Annotated in this window: 11 protein-coding genes; 7 read left to right on the top strand and 4 right to left on the bottom strand. The window is 66.6% G+C overall.

The window, feature by feature from the left end; translation table 11 throughout:
• Positions 1-137 precede the first annotated feature (137 nt).
• Positions 138-1,697, bottom strand: coding sequence for a tetratricopeptide repeat-containing sulfotransferase family protein (locus ABIB28_RS12745; protein WP_354288467.1), 1,560 nt, complete (start codon positions 1,695-1,697; stop codon positions 138-140).
• A gap of 159 nt (positions 1,698-1,856) precedes the next feature.
• Between ABIB28_RS12745 and ABIB28_RS12740 the strand changes: the two genes are divergently transcribed.
• Positions 1,857-2,105, top strand: coding sequence for a hypothetical protein (locus ABIB28_RS12740; protein WP_133190821.1), 249 nt, complete (start codon positions 1,857-1,859; stop codon positions 2,103-2,105).
• 4 nt (positions 2,106-2,109) lie between these two features.
• Here ABIB28_RS12740 and ABIB28_RS12735 read toward each other — a convergent pair whose 3' ends face one another.
• Positions 2,110-3,171, bottom strand: a complete 1,062-nt coding sequence (locus ABIB28_RS12735) for a hypothetical protein (RefSeq protein WP_354288466.1) — start codon at positions 3,169-3,171, stop codon at positions 2,110-2,112.
• Positions 3,172-3,234: 63 nt separating this feature from the next.
• On the opposite strand from ABIB28_RS12735, the gene ABIB28_RS12730 reads away from it, so the two are divergent.
• Positions 3,235-4,527, top strand: a complete 1,293-nt coding sequence (locus ABIB28_RS12730; protein ID WP_354288465.1) for an aspartyl/asparaginyl beta-hydroxylase domain-containing protein — start codon at positions 3,235-3,237, stop codon at positions 4,525-4,527.
• Here the strand turns inward: ABIB28_RS12730 and ABIB28_RS12725 are convergent.
• Entirely contained in the window at positions 4,517-5,485 is a 969-nt protein-coding gene (locus ABIB28_RS12725) for a hypothetical protein (RefSeq protein ID WP_354288464.1), read from the bottom strand. The two genes, ABIB28_RS12730 and ABIB28_RS12725, sit on opposite strands and share 11 nt — an antisense overlap.
• A gap of 47 nt (positions 5,486-5,532) precedes the next feature.
• Between ABIB28_RS12725 and ABIB28_RS12720 the strand changes: the two genes are divergently transcribed.
• Entirely contained in the window at positions 5,533-6,516 is a 984-nt protein-coding gene (locus ABIB28_RS12720) for a TauD/TfdA family dioxygenase (protein ID WP_354288462.1), read from the top strand.
• A 334-nt stretch (positions 6,517-6,850) separates the two neighbouring features.
• Entirely contained in the window at positions 6,851-9,802 is a 2,952-nt protein-coding gene (locus tag ABIB28_RS12715) for a TonB-dependent receptor domain-containing protein (RefSeq protein WP_354288461.1), read from the top strand.
• Between the two features lie 79 nt (positions 9,803-9,881).
• On the opposite strand, the gene clpB is transcribed toward ABIB28_RS12715, so the two are convergent.
• Positions 9,882-12,461, bottom strand: coding sequence for an ATP-dependent chaperone ClpB (gene clpB / locus ABIB28_RS12710; protein ID WP_354288460.1), 2,580 nt, complete (start codon positions 12,459-12,461; stop codon positions 9,882-9,884).
• Positions 12,462-12,675: 214 nt separating this feature from the next.
• On the opposite strand from clpB, the gene ABIB28_RS12705 reads away from it, so the two are divergent.
• The 3 genes from ABIB28_RS12705 (at position 12,676) to ABIB28_RS12695 (ending at position 18,419) form a co-directional block, all read left to right on the top strand.
• A complete protein-coding gene (locus ABIB28_RS12705) occupies positions 12,676-15,039 on the top strand; it encodes a TonB-dependent receptor (protein WP_354288459.1) in 2,364 nt (787 codons plus the stop codon).
• 121 nt (positions 15,040-15,160) lie between these two features.
• Positions 15,161-16,231 carry a hypothetical protein gene (locus ABIB28_RS12700; RefSeq protein WP_354288458.1) on the top strand — a complete coding sequence of 357 codons (1,071 nt, stop codon included), beginning with the start codon at positions 15,161-15,163 and terminating at the stop codon, positions 16,229-16,231.
• A 46-nt stretch (positions 16,232-16,277) separates the two neighbouring features.
• Positions 16,278-18,419 (top strand): penicillin acylase family protein, encoded by a 2,142-nt coding sequence (locus ABIB28_RS12695; protein ID WP_354288457.1) that lies wholly within the window; start codon positions 16,278-16,280, stop codon positions 18,417-18,419.
• Positions 18,420-18,483: the final 64 nt, after the last annotated feature.

Raw genomic sequence — 18,483 nt, 5'->3', positions numbered from 1 at the left:
CGGATCTCCGGCACGGGCAAACAGGGGGCGGGCCGCAAGGCTCGCCCCTTTTTGTATGCGTGCAGCGCTCGCGGGGGATGCTTTGAGACCGTGGACTTCGTAGGCAAGGCGGCGGCACGCGCGCGCCGCCGCCGGGCCTAGTCGCCGCTGCCGAAGCGCTCGATCCACGGCGCGAGGATTGGCAGGACCGGGCCGAGCTGGTCGGCATAGCGCCGCCACTGGCCACCGCCATTGTAGAGCCCCTTGCGCACTTGCGTCTCGCTCGCGGTGCGGACGCCGCGGTTCCTCGCCGTGCTGGCGAACGCTGCGAAATCCTCGGTCCAGGCGATCCCGATGAACTCGGCCAGCGCGCGGACGGTGGGTTCGAACTCCCCGACCAGTCGATCGTAACGGACGTCATGCGTCGCGATCGGCAGCGTCTCGCGCACAAGGTCGATCAGCCGCATCAGCGAATCATAATGCCGCGCGGTCTCTTCGAGATCGCTGAACGCCCACGCACCCGCACCGGGCGTGAAATTGACGCGGAAACAGCTCAGGACGACGTCGCGCGGGTCGCGGCGCATCACGACAAAGCGCGCCTGCGGGAACAGCCGCGCGAGGATCGGCAGCTTGATCCCGTTGAACGGGTTCATGTCGACGAGCACCTTGCCCGCGACAGATGTTTCGGCGAGCGCTGCGACGCGCGCCCAATAGCGCGTCCGCAAATCGAGCAGCAGCGCGGGGTCGAGCGTATCGAGGTCGGGCATCGTGCCGTCATTGGCAAGCAGCACGGCGTCGATATCGACCAGCGTGTCGCGTTCCTCGAGCGCGACGACATCGGTCGCGCTCGCCAGCACATTCTCGATCAACGTCGTTCCCGACCGCGGATAGCCCAGCAGGAAGACGTGCGTCGCGGCGGCACCCGCGACGCGCTCGTCGGCGGGCAGCGCCGCGATTGAGCCGGTCGCGGCAACCTGCGCGCGGATCGAATCGATGAAGGAGCGGTGCGACGGACGGTCCACCGCCGGCGCGAGCTGTTCGCGATACGCCTCGCGAAAGGTGGCTTGCGCTGCACGATACGCGTCGAACGCTTCGGCGGGGCGGTCGAGCCGGTCGAGCGCGTCGCCGAGCAAGGTCAGCGTCCGCGTGCGATCGTCGAGCGCGAGCGGCGTCTCGAGCAAGGGGCGCAGCAAGGCCTCGGAACTTGCGCCGTCACGCGCTTCGACCGCCAGCAGCGCGAGCGCGAAGATCGCCGACGGCTCGTGCGGGTTGAGCGCCAGCGCGCGCTGTGCATAGCTTTGCGCGCTCCCAGCATCGCCGCGCCGCGCGGCGGCGTCGCTCAGCTTGCCGAGCGCCGGCGACAGCGTCGGATCGAGCGCGAGCGCGTGGTGATAGCTGTCGGTCGCCGCGGCATCGTTCCGCAGTGCATCGAGCACATAGCCACGTTCGAGCCACGCCGCCGAATGGCGCGGTTCGGCCGCAACGACGCCATCGAGCACCGCGAGCGCGTCTTCGAGGAACCCCTGTTTGCGCAGCACCGCGCCGATCGAGCCGAGGATCGCAACGTCGCCCGGGCTGAGCGTCAGCGCTTGGCGGAGCAACGCGTGTGCCGCTGCGAAATCGCCGGCTTCCTCCTTACGCCATGCGGCGAGGTTGAGCACGAGCGGATCGGCGCGCCCCGCCGCGAGCTCGCGTTCGGCGAGCCTTGCGGCGTTCACGACATCGCCCGCTGCAAGCGCTTGATCGATCTGCGATCTTTGCGATCGAGGTGCGATCGGCGGACGGCGGTTCTGCGTGTTTCGCTTTGACATTAGTCCGCCATAATCCGTATCGTTACGCAGGCACATCGCCATATGCTGTTATGCTGTGAGGACGTCATGCTGATCCTGCTCTTGCTATCGCTGACGGCTCCCGATCCGCAGCCAACGCCCGCGCAAGCGACGAAGACGGCCGCCACCGCGCCCGAGAAGCGCGTTTGCCGGGAATTTCCGGTGACCGGCTCGCTGGTCGGAAGCCAGAAGGTGTGCAAGACGCGGCGCGAATGGGACATCGACCGCGAAAGAATCCGCGCGAGCGGTCTCACATCCGGTGTCTGCGGCAATCAGGGCATCAGCGGGAATTGCTGAGCGCCTAGTCAAGCAAGCCCGCCGGGGCGATCAACGCGATCGCGTTTGCCGCCGCGACCGCTTCCGCCCAGATCGCGACTTTCTCGATTTCATCGGCATGGAGCATATCACCGCGGGCCAGCTCGGCGGCACGATCGCGTGAATCGAACGCCGCGCCGGATTTGGAATGGGTGGTGAAGGCCGGTCCGTGCGCCATCGCCGCGAGCGTCACCGGATCGATCGCGCGCTGCGTCAGCGCAGCCAGACTCGCGAGCACAGCCGACGGATCCGCCATCAACGTGGCGCTGTCGAGCGTGCGCACCCGCGCCGGCCCGAATTGCGCGACCAGACGCGCGAAGAGCTGCTGGTGCGCGAGCCATCCGACAGCTGCGACCTGCAGGTCGGTCAGCCCGAGATAGTCGCGCGGACCAAAGCCGAGATTGACGAGCCCGTCGTCGAGCATTCCGGTCAGCAGCGTGCGCACCCAGAGCCGCCCGTCCAAACCCTTGCGCGCGATCGAGCCGAGATAGGTGCGCAGTGGCGCATAGAGCAGCACCGCACAGGCATCGCCGCGCAGCGTCAGCAGGGCAGGGGCCAGCGCGTTGACCGCGGTCGACGGCTTGACGAACACCGCTTCGCCCGGCTCGAACGGACGCGCCAGCAAGGTCAGCACATCGTCGAGCACCTCCGCCATGTCGGGCCCTTGGCCGCCGCGGCGGCGCCAGCCGATGATGTCGTTGAGGATGACCGGCTCTTTCAGCCCCATCGCCCAGCCGGGGTGATCGAGCGCGCGCGCCAGCAGCGTCGAACAGCAGAAGGCCGAGTGAAACAGGAAGTGGATCGGCGCGGCCGTCGGTGCGGCGGCGATCGCGTCGGCGCGGCGTACGACGAGCGGGGCGAGGCCAGCGGGCAAATACTCGTCGGTGAGGAAGGTCGCGCGGCGGTGCTCGGCGCGCGGCACCGGCACGAAATGCACGGCGTCGTGGCCGGGATCGTAGCGATGCGCGAGCCAGCTCGCATCGCGCACCGCTTCGGCGATCGATCCCGGCTGGCCTTGCGGGCCGCCCGACAAGGTGGCCGGCGTCATTGCGCCTGTTTGTGCAGCCGCGCGCGCGTTGTCTAGTCGGTTCGACGCCGATATGCAGGTGGCATGGACGATGCGGATATTCAGCGGATGCTTCAGGCGGCGGTCCAGGAGCGGCGCGCCGGACGGCCTGAAATCGCCGCGGGCCTGTTTCGCGACGTGCTGGCACAGGCCGGCGAGCATCCGCTGGCGCTCAACGCGCTGGGAATGCATGCCTTGGCGCTATCGCGTCCGGGAGAGGCCGCGGCCTATTTCGAGCGCGCGATCGCCGCCGACGCGCTTGCCCCCGAATTGTGGATGAACCTCGCGCGCGCGCGCCGCGAGCAGCGCGACGACGCGGCCGAGGCCGCCGCGCTCGAAGGCGCGCTGGCGATCGACCAGCGGCACTTCATGGCGCTGGTGCGGATGGCGGAACTGCGCGAGCGCCAGGGGGATGTCGCCAGTGCCGCCGATCGCTGGGGCAGCGTGCTCGCGATGGAAGCCTCGATCGAGGAGCGCAGCCCGGCGCTCGAGTTGATGTTCGACCATGCGCGTGCCTTCGTTCGCGGGCAGCGCGCGGCGTTCGGGGATACCATCGACCACGGGCTCGCCGCTGTGCGCGAGGCGATCCCGGTGGCGGAGCGTCGACGCGCCGATGCGTGTATCGATCATGCGCTCGGGCGGCGCGCGATCTATGCGAACGTCTGTGCCGGGATGCACTTTCCCTTCCTTCCGGCCGAGGAATATTTCGCGCGTGCGCATTTCCCGTGGCTCGCCGAGATCGAGGCCAAGACCGACATGATCCGCGCCGAGCTCGAGGCGATCCTTGCCGAGGATGCCCAGGCGATCCGCCCCTATGTCGCGATGCCGCCGGGGACGCCGCAGAACAAATGGTCGGCGCTCGATCATTCGCTGCAATGGGGGGCGCTGCATTTGTGGAAGGACGGCGTGCGCGACGACGCTGCCTGCGCGCGCGCGCCGCGTACGGCGGAAGCGATCGCGGCATTGCCGCTGTCCGATCTGCCGGGCCGCACGCCGACGGTGTTCTTCTCGCTGCTCCAGCCGGGCGCGCATCTGCCGGCGCATACCGGGGTTAGCAACGTTCGCTCGATCGTCCATCTGCCGTTGATCGTGCCGCCCGGCTGCAGCTTCCGCGTCGGCGGCGAGGAGCGCGACTGCCGCGCGGGCGAGGCGTGGGTGTTCGACGACACGATCGAGCATGAGGCGTGGAATCGCTCGGACCAGATGCGCGCGATCCTGATCTTCGACGTGTGGAACCCGTATATCACCGAAACCGAGCGCGAGCTGTTGCGCCGCTTCTACGCGGTCGCTGCCGAGACCGACGTCGCGGGTCAGTCCGCGCTCGGCGTCAGCGACTGAGCGCTGCGGCGAGAAGCGCGGCGTCGGGGGCCGCGGTCGCCGCGTGGCGTGCGACATAGGCTTCCGCCAAGTCGAGTTCGGGCGCGATCGCGGCGGCAACCTCGGCCGCGCGGGTGCGCCGCGCCGCATTATCGAACGCGACGCTCGGATTTTTCGAATAGGTCGAAAAGAGCGGGCCCGCGACGACCGTCTCGAGCGTCTGTGGCGCGATCGGCACGCCGAACTGCGCCGCGGCGGCGCGCAGCGTCGGGAGCGGCGCATCGAACAGCGTTTCGGCATCGAGCGTGCGGGCATTGGGCATTGCCGACAGCGCGGTGGTGAACGCCTCGACCTGCGCGAGCCATAAGGCGGCACCGCGCTCGGCATCGCTCAGCGCCGACCAGTCCCCGAGATAGGGCGCCAGTTGCGTCGTCACGTGGCGCAGCCAGCCGCGGTGATTGTCGTCGCGCAGGATCGCGAGCAGATACGCGCGCAGCGGGAGATAGAGCAGGATCGCGGGCGCGTCGCGCTGTGCCGCGGCGATCTGGGGCAGCAGGAAATTGACCGGCACGTTCGCCTTCACCAGCGTCGGCGCATCACCGCGATAGCGCTTGCCGAGCATCGCCAGCACCAGCGCGAGCCGGGCAGGGTCGCGCTGGATCGCGCTCTGCCGCAGCGCGAGCGGCTCGCGCAGCACCAGGCTGGCGGCCGGATCGTCGAGCGCGCGCGCGAGCAAGGTCGATCCGCAATGCGCCATGTGGAAGATCCACGCGGTCGGCGCGGCGCCCCGCGCGCGCGGCATCAGATCGGCGAGCGGCAATGCCATGCGCTGCGCCGCCGCCGGCGAAATCCGGTGATCGAGAAAGATCGAACGATGATAGGCGGTGCGGTCCATCGGCACGAACACCGCATGGTCCTGCTCGAACGCCTGCAGGAAATGATCGGGCGAGCCGAAGAGATCGTCGAAGGTCAAGGCCACGCTTCGCTGTAGCGCGCAGGCGTGATGGCGGCTATCCCCGGTAGGCCATGGCCGCCATTCATTTGCCCGCGCTTCACCAGCCGCACGTCGTGATCGAAGCGACCGGCGAAACCTCGATCTTCGAACTCGACCGGGCGCAGCTCATCGCGCTCTACAAGGCGCATGGCGCGCTGCTGTTTCGCGGCTTCGGCGTCGATGTCGCCGGCTTCGGGACCTTCGCTAAACAGTTCTGCGCAACCTCGGTGGTCAATGAAAGCCCCGGGCGTCAGCCGGTCGATCCTGCGGCGAACGTCTTCACGGTCGATGCCGGAAACGGCGCGTTCGCGCTCCATCCCGAACTGTCGCGCGAGCCGTGGAAGCCCGATGTCGCGTTTTTCGGCTGCATCGTCGCGCCGCGATCGGGCGGGCGCACGACGATCTGCGACGGCGTCGCGCTCGCCCGCGAACTGCCCGAGCCCGTGCGCCGCGCGCTCGCCACGCGGCGCCTGCTCTACATCAAGCCGACATGGCCGGCGCTGCTCGACTATTGGCTCGGCACGCCCGAGCCGAGCGACGCGCAACTCGCGTCCCCGCCGCCCGGCTGTCCCTATTATTTCCGGCGCTATCCCGATGCGGGGATCTTGCGCGTGTTCAGCCGGCCGGCGCTACACATTCCGATGTTCAACACTGCGCCGGCGTTCGGCAATTTCCTGCTGTTCTCGCGCTTCAACCACGGGCGCGCCGACCATCCGGTGCTCGACGACGGCCATCCGGTGCCCGAGGAGTGGTTGCAGGCGATCAAGGCGACGGGCGATCGGCTCAGCGCCGAGATCGAATGGGATCCGGGCGATCTGCTGATGCTTGACAATACCCGTTTCCTGCACGGCCGCACCGCGATCGTCGACACCGCCGAACGCGTGATCCTGACCTATTTCGGCTATCTCGATTTCGCGCGGCCCGACCCCGAGGAGCCCGCGAACGCGATCTGGCGGCGCGAGGATTTCGAACCGCCGTTGCGGCCCGATCATCCACGGTTGACGGTCGCCGATTGAGCGCTCGATCGGTGCGCGCGGGAGCGTTTAGCGGCCGCGGACGAGCCAGCACCGTCACGACGCAATCTGTGCGGGGATGCACGCAAAAGACCCCGAATCTTTCTTAAATCGCCCAGTTACAGGCCGATATGGCCGGTCCGGATGCAATGTTGCAGCGCGGTTACAGGTCGTTGCAGAAGTTATCATCGATTCGTTTCGCGTATTTACAGCGACCCGGCGCGCCGCCAATCAATCGCCATGTCTCGGGGGGCCGAGCACATGTTCGGTTACGAGACTTGCCATCTACGCAGCACCGCGAGCGATCGCGGGGCGTGCGTTCAGCAAGGAATCGCATGTGACTGACACGACCTTTATCGCGCGTAGGACCCGGCTGCTGGCCAGTGCTGCATCGTCCGCCGTCCTCCTTTCGCTCGCCGTCCCGGCTTTCGCCCAGGATCAGGCGCCCGCTCCCGCTCCCGTAGCGCCCGCGCCCACACAGGCTGCGCCGGAAGACAATGGCGGCAAGGACATCGTCGTCACCGGTTCGCTGTTCCGCCAGGCGGTGACGCCGTCGCCCGTCACGACGCTTTCGGTGGAAAGCCTCGACCAGCGCGGCATCCAGACGGTGCAGGACGGTATCCAGCGGCTGTCGTCGAACAACGGCCCGGCGCTCACCAACTCGTTCACCGCGAACGGCGCTTTCGCCGGTGGCGCATCGGCCGTGTCGCTGCGCGGCTTGTCGAGCAGCTCGACGCTGGTGCTGATCGACGGCCTGCGCGCCGCCTATTATCCGCTGGCCGACGACGCGACGCGCAACTTCGTCGATCTCAACACCATCCCCGACGACATCGTCGACCGGATCGAAGTGCTCAAGGACGGCGCCTCGTCGAGCTATGGCGCCGACGCGATCGCGGGCGTGGTCAACATCATCACCAAGCGCAGCATCCAGGGTGTTTCGGGCCGCGCCGAGGCCGGCATCTCGCAGGACGGCACTGCGCCGAGCCAGCGTCTGTCGCTCACCGCGGGCACGGGCGATCTGAACGAGAAGGGCTATAACGCCTATATCAGCGGCTTTTATTATCACAGCGGCCAAGTCCGCAACAGCGACCTGCGCGCGCCGTTCAACTCGTCGAACCAGAGCGGCATCGGCGGCCCGAACGATATCGTCAGCGGCGACAATTTCGGTGCGACCACGGCCGGTTCCAACCTTTACGTACGGCCGACCGGCGGCACGCAATATTCGCTGCTGGGCAATGGCTGTGCCAACGGGACGCCGTCGACCAACACCGTCGGCGGGATCGTACCCTCGACGGTCTGCGGGACCGACGCGATCAACCAATATGGCGTCGTCGCCCCGAACATCGATCGCTTCGGCGGGTCGGCCAAGTTTACCGCCAAGGTCGGCAGCACTTCCGAAGCCTATGCCGAGTTCAACTTCCTGCAGACGCGCAGCAGCTACACCGGAAACCCGTCGCAGATCTACGCGAACGCTCCGGCCGGCATCTTCTTCCAGCCATACTCGACCCGCTCGAACGCTGCCTCCTATGCGGCGGGTTCGGGTGCGCTGACGCTGCCGGTGTTCGTCTGCGCGGCACGCGTCAACTGCACCGCGGCCAACGGCACGTTCAACCCGAACAACCCCTATGCCGCCTCGGGCCGCACCGCACAGGTGATCGGCACGCTGCCTGACACCGTCATGCGCGACGAGACGCGCTACCGTGTGTATCGCGCCGCGGCGGGCATCCACGGCACGGTGTTCGGCGATTGGGACTATCGCCTCGACCTGACCGCGATGCATACCGACTTGCGGCGCAAGCAGGACGGCTATGTCTACATCCAGCATCTGCTCGATGTCGTCGCGGACGGCACCTACAATTTCGCCAACCCCGCGGCGAACAGCCAGGCGGTTCGCAACTATCTGACGCCGACCAACACCACCGATTCGAGCTCGGATCTGTATCAGGCGCAGGCAAGCGTGAATAAGGCGCTGTTCCAGCTTCCGGGCGGTCCGCTCGAGCTCGGCGCGGGTGCGTCGGTCTATTACGAAGCCGTCGACTCGCCGAGCGCAAACTCGGACATTAACGGCCCGACTCAGCGTTACTTCACGATCAATGCGTTCGGCACCAGCGGTCACCGGACCGTCACCTCGGGCTTCGCCGAGTTGAACGCACCGATCGTCGACCAGTTCACGGTCAACGCTTCGGGACGGTACGACCATTACTCGACCGGCCAGGGCGCTTTCTCGCCGAAGGTCGGCGCGAAGTTCACGCCGTTCAAGCAGCTGACAATTCGCGGCACCTGGTCGCGCGGTTTCCGCATCCCGAGCTTTGCAGAAGCCAATGCGTTGCCGACCACCGGCTATGTCACGAACTCGGCAGGCCTGTTCAACAACGCCTACCTCGCGCAGTATAACTGCACGACCGCGACCTTCAGCACCGCGTGCCCGACCTATCTGCGTTCGGGAAGCTATGGTGCGACCACGCTCGCCTCGCCCAATCTGAAGCCCGAGCGGTCGCGCAGCTTCACCGGCGGCGTGGTGTTCGAGCCGATCCGCAACGTGACGCTGACGGTCGATTACTTCAACATCAAGAAGACCAATGCGATCACCTCGCTGACGTCGGGCGACGCGCTCAACGCGTATTATTCGGGTGCAGCGATCCCGGCTGGCTTCACCATCACGCCGGACGCGGCGGACCCCGCCTTCCCGAATGCCAAGCCGCGAGTGCTCTACGTTGCATCGGCGCTGGTGAACGCCAACACGATCAAGTCGTCGGGTATCGACTTCGGCATCAACAGCCGCGTCCGCTTCCACGGGATCACTTGGACCAGCAACCTCGACGCGACGATGCAGATCGAGCTCAGCACGAGCTTCCCCGATGGCCACTCCGAAACGTATGTCGACACGCTCGGCAACTTCAACCTGACCGCGGGTTCGGGCACGTATCGTTGGCACGGCAACTGGCAGAACACCTTCGAGGCAGGTCCGGTCGCGCTGACCGGCACCGTCAACTATACGTCGGGCTATGATCTCTCGGCGGAAGACCAGGGCACGGGCTATAAGGATTGCGGCCTGGCACCGTCGCCGGCGTACACCGGCTGCCGCGTGAAGAGCTATATCACCTTCGACCTCAACACGAGCGTCAAGGTCAACGACCGGATGACCTTCTACGTCAATGCGATCAACCTGTTCGATCGCCTGCCGTCGATCGATCCGGTCACCTATGGCGGGTATCTGTACAACCCGGTCCAGTCGGGCGAGGGCATTTACGGCCGTCGCTTCCTGGCAGGGGCAAAGTTCAAGCTGTAAGATCGCACTTTGCGCGAACGGGAAAAGGGGCGGCCTCGCGGTCGCCCGTTTTTTGTCGGTCTCGCCAAAGGCAGGCGGCTTACTCGACCGCCAGCTCGAGCTTGCCGTCGCCCTCGTCGACCCGCACCGTCGCGCCGTCGTGCACGCTCCCGCGCAGGATCAGGTCGGCGAGCGGATCCTGCAGATAGCGCTGCACCGCGCGCTTCAGCGGCCGTGCGCCGTACACCGGGTCATAGCCGACCCGGCCGAGCCACAGCCGGGCAGCATCGGTGAGATCGAGCTCGACCTTGCGTTCGGCCAGCAACGTCGCGATCCGCTTGACCTGGATATCGACGATCGGCGCCATTTCGGCCTGGCCGAGCCGGTGGAACAACACGATCTCGTCGAGCCGGTTGAGGAATTCGGGCCGGAAGTGCGCGCGGACGATCTCCATCACTTGCGGTTCGACGCTCGCAACATCCTCGCCTTCGCCAAGCGTTGTCAGCACCTGGCTGCCGAGGTTCGAAGTCAGCACGATGATCGTGTTGGTGAAGTCGACCGTGCGGCCCTGGCCGTCGGTCAGCCGCCCGTCATCGAGCACCTGCAACAGGATGTTGAAGACATCGCCGTGGGCCTTCTCGACCTCGTCGAACAGCACGACCTGGTACGGCCGGCGCCGTACCGCCTCTGTCAGCACGCCACCTTCCTCATAGCCGACATAGCCGGGAGGCGCACCGATCAGCCGCGCGACCGCATGTTTCTCCATGAACTCGCTCATGTCGATGCGAACCATCGCGGTTGGATCGTCGAACAGGAATTCGGCGAGCGCCTTGGTCAGCTCGGTCTTGCCGACGCCCGTCGGCCCGAGGAACAGGAACGAGCCGAGCGGCCGGTTCGGATCCTGCAGCCCCGCGCGCGCCCGCCGCACTGCGGTCGACACCGCGCGGATCGCGTTCTGCTGGCCGATCACGCGCTTGCCAATCGTCGCTTCCATCGCGAGCAACTTGTCGCGCTCGCCCTCGAGCATCCGCTCGACCGGGATCCCGGTCCAGCGCGCGACGACGCCCGCGATGTCCTCGGCGGTCACCTCCTCGCGCAGCATGGCGCCCTTGGTCGCGCCCGCCGCGGCATCGAGCTGGCGCTGCAGATCGGGGATGCGCCCGTAGGACAGCTCGCCCGCCTTGGCGAGGTCGCCGGCCCGTTGCGCCTGCTCGAGCTCGAGCCGCGCGGCATCGATCTGTTCCTTGAGCTTGGCCTCGGCCGAGATCTTGTCCTTCTCGCCCTGCCAGCGTGTGGTCAGCTCGCTCGATTGCTGCTCGAGATTGGCGAGCTCGCCGTCGAGCTTGACCAGCCGGTCGCGTGACGCTTCGTCGCTCTCGCGCTTCAGCGCCTCGCGTTCGATCTTGAGCTGGATGATCCGCCGATCGAGGATCTCGATCTCCTCGGGCTTGCTCTCGACTTCCATGCGGATCCGGCTCGCGGCCTCGTCCATCAGATCGATCGCCTTGTCGGGGAGGAAGCGGTCGGTGATGTAGCGGTTCGACAAGGTCGCCGCCGCGACGATCGCCGCATCGGTGATCCGCACGCCGTGGTGCAGCTCGTACTTTTCCTTGAGCCCACGCAGGATCGAGATCGTGTCGGGCACGGTCGGCTCGCCGACGAACACCGGCTGGAAGCGGCGCTGGAGCGCGGCGTCCTTCTCGACATATTTGCGATACTCATCGAGCGTGGTAGCGCCGACGCAGTGCAGCTCGCCGCGCGCGAGCGCTGGCTTGAGCAGATTGCCCGCATCCATCGCGCCTTCGGATTTCCCTGCGCCGATCAGCTGGTGCATCTCGTCGATGAACAGGACGATGTCGCCCTCGGCAGCCTTCACTTCGTCGAGCACGCCCTTGAGCCGCTCCTCGAACTCGCCACGATATTTCGCGCCCGCGATCAGCGAGCCCATGTCGAGCGACATCAGCTTGCGGTCTTTCAGCGTGTCCGGAACGTCGCCATTTGCGATGCGCAACGCGAGCCCCTCGGCGATCGCGGTCTTGCCGACGCCGGGTTCGCCGATCAGCACCGGGTTGTTCTTGGTGCGGCGCGCGAGGATCTGGATCGTGCGGCGGATCTCCTCGTCGCGGCCGATGACGGGGTCGAGCTTGCCGTCGCGCGCCGCCTGCGTCAGGTCGCGCGCGAACTTCTTGAGCGCGTCGAACTTGTCCTCGGCCCCCGCGCTGTCGGCGACGCGGCCGTTGCGCACGTGCTCGATCGCGGCATTGAGCGCCTCCGGGGTGACGCCCGCGGTCTTCAGCGCCTTGCCGGCGACGGTGTTGAGCGACAGCGCGAGCGCGACGAGCAGTCGTTCGACCGTCACGAAACTGTCGCCCGATTTGGTCGCGATCTGCTCGGCCTGGTCGAGCACGCGCACCGCGTCGTTATCGAGCCCCGGCGTCGTTTGCGCGCCGCTACCCGACACTGCGGGGATCTTCGCGAGCGCGAGATCGGTCTCGCTCAGCGCGCGTTTGGGGTCGCCGCCGGCGGCGGTAATCAGCCCGGACGCCATGCCCTGCTCGTCCTCGAGCAACGCCTTCAACACATGTTCGGGCGCGATCCGCTGGTGGCTCATGCGGATCGCGACGGTCTGCGCCGATTGCAGGAAGCCCTTGGCGCGGTCGGTGAATTTCTCGATGTTCATTGGGAAGTGTCCCTCCTTCTTGCCAATCGATGTAGTGTTGCACTTATGCAACACAAGGGGCCGTGCCGGCGCGATCTCTCAAAACACGTCTAGCTGTAAAGACCGTCATCGGCGTGCCACGGAATCTACGCATTTCGGCAACGCAGCATGGCTAGGCACCGCGGCAGGGCGCGGGGAGTAGTGCCCCACAAACGATCAAATCGGGGATCCTATCATGCGTCGTTTCACGCTTTGCCTGCTTGCGGGCGCCGCCCTTTCCTGGCCACTGGCCGCGTCCGCGTCCGCGTCCGCGTCCGCGTCCGCGTCCGCGTCCGCGTCCGCGTCCGCGCGCGATGGCGCGCTCGCGCCGACGCCGGCACCCGCCGCGCCGGCACCCGAGGCCGAGCCGGTTGCGGATGATGCCGGCAACGACATCATCATCGTCGGCAAGGGCCAGACGCGGCAGGTCCAGCAATTGGGGCAAGCCGACATCGCGATTCTCGCGCCGGGCACCAGCCCGCTGAAAGCCATCGCCAAGCTGCCCAACGTCAACTTCCAGTCGGCTGATGCGTTCGGCGCGTACGAATGGTCGCAGCGCGTCTCGATCCGCAGCTTCAACCAGAACCAGATCGGCTTCACGCTCGACGGCATCCCGCTCGGCGACGGATCGTATGGCAACACCAACGGGTTGCACATCAGCCGCGCGCTCTCGTCGGAGAATATCGGGCGGACCTTGGTATCGCAGGGATCGGGCTCGATCGGCGCGCAGGCGACCAACAATCTCGGCGGGACGATCGAATTTTTCTCGAGCGATCCCAAGCCGACCACCGCGCTGACGCTCAACGGCAGCTATGGCAGCGCGAACACCGTGCGCGCGTTCGGGCGGTTCGACACCGGCGTGCTCGGCGACAATGGGCCGAGCGCCTATGTCTCGTACGGCTTCCTCGATACCGACAAGTGGAAGGGCTTTGGCGTCCAGCGGCAGAACCAGGTCAACGCCAAGTTCGTCGCGCCGGTCGGTGCGGTACGGCTCGTAGGCACCTTCAACTATTCGGATCGCCGCGAGCAGGACTATCAGGATCTGTCGCTCGATATGATCAAGCGGCTCGGCTACCGCGTCGACAATATCGCCAACAATTTCCCGCTCGCGGTGCTGATCGCCGATACCGGCGCGAACAGCGGCTATACCGGCGCGCCGAAGCTTAACCCGGCGGCAGGGTCGGTCACGCCCGCACCCTATGCCAATGCCGACGACGCCTATTTCGACGCGGCCGGGTTGCGTCAGGATTACCTCGCCTCGCTCGGCGTCGAGACCGCCAAGGACGCGACCGTCCACGGTGAATTGAAGGCCTATTATCACGCCAATCACGGCCAGGGCCTGTGGTTCACGCCGTATGTCCCGTCGCCGTCGGGCGTGCCGATCTCGGTGCGCACGACCGAATATGACATCCACCGCAAGGGCGTGTTCGGTTCGCTCGGCACCAAGCTCGGCTTCAACGACATCACCGTCGGCGGCTGGTACGAAGTCAACGACTTCCGCCAGGCGCGCCGCTTCTACGCGCTCGACAGCCGCACCGCGCCGAGCCGCAGCGCGCGCGACTTCCAATACCTTCCGTTCGCGACGCAGTGGTACAACACCTACCAGACCGACACCGTCCAATATTACGTGCAGGACAAGATCGCGCTCGGCGATCTGACGATCGATCTCGGCTGGAAGGGGTTTGCCGTCACCAATAAAGCGACGCCGATCGTGTCGGGCGGGCTCGCCTCGGGGCGAATCCAGGTCAAGGACTTCTTCCAGCCGCACGCCGGGCTCAATTACAGGATCGGCGATGCGTTCGAACTGTTCGGCGATTTCACGCAAGTGAAGCGTGCGTTCGTTTCCGCCGCGACAAGCGGGCCGTTCGCGACGACGCAGGCGGGGTTCAATGCGCTGCTCACCACCAACAAGCTCAAGCCCGAATCGTCGGACACGTTCGAGCTCGGCGGGCGATACCACTATCGCGGCGTGACCGCGTTGCTCGCGGGCTATTACGTCGATTTCTCGAACCGCACGCTCGCGCAGAGCGTCGGCGCCGGGATCGTCGGCAACCCGCCGATCCTGTCGAACGTCGGTTCGGTGCGGGCCTACGGGCTCGAGACCGCGCTCGAGGCGAAGCTCGGCTACGGCTTCGGGGTTTATGGCTCGTACAGCTACAACGACTCGACCTATCGCGACAATGTGACCGTCGGCGGCGTGGTGCAGGCGATCCGCGGCAAGCAGACGGTCGACACGCCCAAACACCTGATCAAGGGCGAGCTGACCTACGACAAGGGCATCTTCTTCGGCCGCGTCGGGGCGGATTATATGAGCCGCCGCTACTTCACCTACACCAACGACCAGTCGGTGCCCGGCCGCGTGCTGGTCGATGCGACGATCGGCGCGCGCGTCACGATCGCCGATCGCAAGTTCGAGATCCAGGCGAACGCGACCAATCTGTTCGACAAAAAATATGTCGCGACGATCGGATCGAACGGCTTTGGCTATAAGGGCGACAACCAGACGCTGCTGGCGGGCGCGCCCGCGCAGTATTTCGTGACGATCAAGGCAGGCTTCTAAGCCAAAGGAGGAGGGCAGGTCGCAAGATCGGGCTGCCCTCCATTCGCTCCGGGACGCGAATACGATATTAACCCTGACTGCCATAGGATCGCGCCGAAACCGCAGGCAATCCGGGGATACCGTGGCAACGCACTATGACACTCTGCGCTGGACCGCCGCAGCACCGGCACCCGGCTCGCTGTCCGACCCGTCGCGCGCGATCCTCGGGCCACGCCGTGATGCGCTGGTGTTCTGGGGCGCGCCGCTCGTCGCATTCCTCGCGGTCGAGCTGTGGCTCGACGGCTGGGCGCTGGCGGCACCGCACGACGCCGCGTCGGTCGCGATCAAGGGCATGTTCGCGGTGATCGCGATCACGACTTGGGCGCATCTCGTCGCCGTCGTCCCGCGCGCCTATGGCAATCGCACGGTGTTCGCGGCGCATCGCGGCAAGCTGACAGTCGCGCCGATCGCGTTGATCGCGACGCTGTTCCTCTCGCCGATCGCTTTGGTCGCGGCGAGCGTGTTGGCGGTGTTCTGGGATGTCTACCACTCGGCGATGCAGAATTTCGGCTTCGCGCGGATCTACGACATGAAGGCGGGCAATCCGCCCGAGCTGCTGCGCAAGACCGATTTGCGGCTCAACACCTTGCTCTATGTCGGCCCGCTCGCGGCGGGAGCCGCGCTCGCGACGCATCTCCAGAGTTTTGCGAAGTTCGACCATACCGCGCTGGCCACGTTGGCCAGCGTGCCGGGCGTGCTTGCCGGCTACAATACCGGCATCCGCGCCGCCGCGCTGCTCGCTTATGCGATCGTGTTGGTGTGGGCGATCCTCGACTATCGGCAGGCGATGCGCGCTGGGTATCGCCTCCCCGCCCACAAGGTCGCGACGCTCGTCTCGACGGGCGCGGTGTCGATCCTCGCCTGGGGCTTCACGCCGCCGATCGTCGCGCTGGCGGTGATCAATCTCTATCATGCGGTGCAATATTTCGCGCTCGTCTGGGTGAAGGAGGGCGGGCGGATGACGCAGGCGTCGGGCGGGCGGCAGGGCCGCACGATGCTGTATTTCTGGGGCGGTTGCATCCTGTTCGGCCTGGCCTATGCGGCGGCGATGACGGGGAGCGTGCGCGTGTTCCTGGCGCCGTTCATCGCCTGCTCGCTGCTGCATTTCTGGTATGACAGCTTCATTTGGTCGGTGGCGCGCAAGCACGTCTAGCCTAATCCCCCGAAGGCTGCTCTATTCGCCCCGAGAGGGGATCCGAATGCGGACGATACGATCCGGGGCGGTATGGCTGGCGGTGGTGCTGCTCGGCGCCGCAATTGCGTTGGCGGTGTGGGAGCCGTTCACCGCGGCGCGCGTCGTCGCACCGGCCGAGCGCCCTTACGACAGCGTGATCGCGCGGGATCGCTTCGGCGTGCCGCACATCTTCGGCAAGACCGATCCCGATGTCGCCTACGGTGTCGCCTATGCCCATGCCGAGGACGATTTCGCAACGCTGCAGGAGGCGGTCGCGATGGCGCGCGGGCGGCTCGGCGCGATGACCGGCGCGGACGGCGCCAAGGTCGATTACACGCTCGCCTTACTCGGCGCGCGCGAGACCGCGCAGCGCGATTACGACAAGCAGCCCGCCGATGTGCGCGCCTTGCTCGATGCCTATGCCAGCGGGCTCAACGCCTATGCGCGGCGGCATCCCGGCGAGATCCGGCTCGCGCGACTGTTCCCGGCGAATGGCGAGGATATCGCGACGGGTTTCGTGCTGCGCACGCCGTTCTTCTTCGGGCTCGACCAGACGCTCGGTGCGCTGTCGGGCGACAAGCCGCTGCCGGCCGAGACCGCGGGGGCCGTGCCCGACAGCCCGGATCCGACCGCGCTCCCCGCCACCGGCGAAGCGATGCCCAATGGCTCGAACGCCTTCGTCGTCGCGCCGAAACGCTCGGCCGACGGTTTCACGCGCGCGATCTCGAACTCGCACCAGCCGTGGAGCGGGCCAGTCGCGTGGTACGAACTCAGCGTGCAATCGGGCACTGGCTGGCATTTCTCGGGCGCGACCTTCCCCGGCGTGCCGTTCCCGGTGCTCGGGCATAACGAACATCTGGGGTGGACCAACACCGTCAACCGGCCCGACCTGACCGACGTCTACAAGCTCGTGCGCAATCAAGCGGGCACCGAGTATCGCTTCGACGGCAAGTGGCTTCCGCTCGAGGCGCGGCGCGTGTGGCTCAAGGTGCGCTTCGGGCCGTTCGTGCTGCCGATCCCGAAGATGGTCTATCGCGCGGTGCAGGGGCCGGTGATCGTCAACAAGAGCGGCGCGTTCGCGATCCGTTATGCCGGTGCCGACCAACTCCGCATGGTCGAGGAATATTACCGCCTGACGCGCGCGCGCGATTTCGGCGAGTGGCAGAAGGCGCTGGCGCTCCAGGGCGTTCCCGCGACCAATTTCCTCTATGGCGATGCCGCGGGCAACATTGCCTATGTCTACAATGCCAGCTTCCCCAACCGGAAGCCGGGGTTCGATTATCGCCACCTCCTGCGCGGCGATACCTCGCGCGATCTTGCGGCCGGCACGGTGCCGTTCGCGCAAGTGCCGCGCAACGTGAACCCCGCATCGGGCTTTCTCGCCAATGCCAACAACACGCCGTTCCAGGCGGCGGGGGCTGGGTCGGAGCTCAAGCCGGGCGACTATTCCCCGCTGCTCGGGATCGAGACCGACACGACCAATCGCGGTACACGCGCGGTCGAGCTCCTGGGCGCCGATCCGTCGATCTCGGCCGAGGATCTGCTGCGGATCAAGTTCGACACCGGCGTCAGCAAGCTGAGCTGGGCCGCGAAATGGTATGGCGATGTCGCGCGCATCGATCCAAAGGGCGATGCGCAGCTGAAGCAAGCGATTGGCCTGCTGCGCGGCTGGAACTGGGATTTCGACGGCCATCACAGTGGCCAGGCGCTCGCCGCGATCCTGCTGCGGACGGGGCAGAAATGGCATTACCAGCGCCGCCCCGAGCTCGACCCGCGCGACGCGCTGGCCAAGGCCGCGGCATATCTGCAGACGCATTTCGGCACGCTCGATCCGCCGCTCGGCACGCTGCTGCGGTTGCGCCACGGGAGCGCCGATCTGCCACTCGATGGCGCCCCCGATGTGCTGCGCGCGGCCTCGACGTGGGACGAAGCCGATGACGGGCGGCTGGTCGTCAAGCATGGCGACAGCTTTGTCATGGTGATGGCGTGGGACAAGGCCGGGCGCGTCGCGTCGGAGTCGATCCAGCCCTACGGCGCGGCGACGACGCGGCCCGAATCGCCGCATTATGCCGACCAGGCGCCATTGTTCGCGGCGCACCGGTTCAAGCCGGTGCTGTTCTGGCGCGACGATCTGCGGAAGAATGTCGAGCGCGTATACCGGCCCTAAAGCGCCTCCCCTGAAGGGGAGGCGCTCAAAAGAGACGCGTTGCCAGGGCAATACGGCTGCTATA

The organism is Sphingomonas sp. UYEF23, assembly GCF_040546165.1.
GTDB classification, from domain to species: domain Bacteria; phylum Pseudomonadota; class Alphaproteobacteria; order Sphingomonadales; family Sphingomonadaceae; genus Sphingomonas; species Sphingomonas glacialis.
This window is presented reverse-complemented; position numbering and strand designations above follow the sequence as displayed.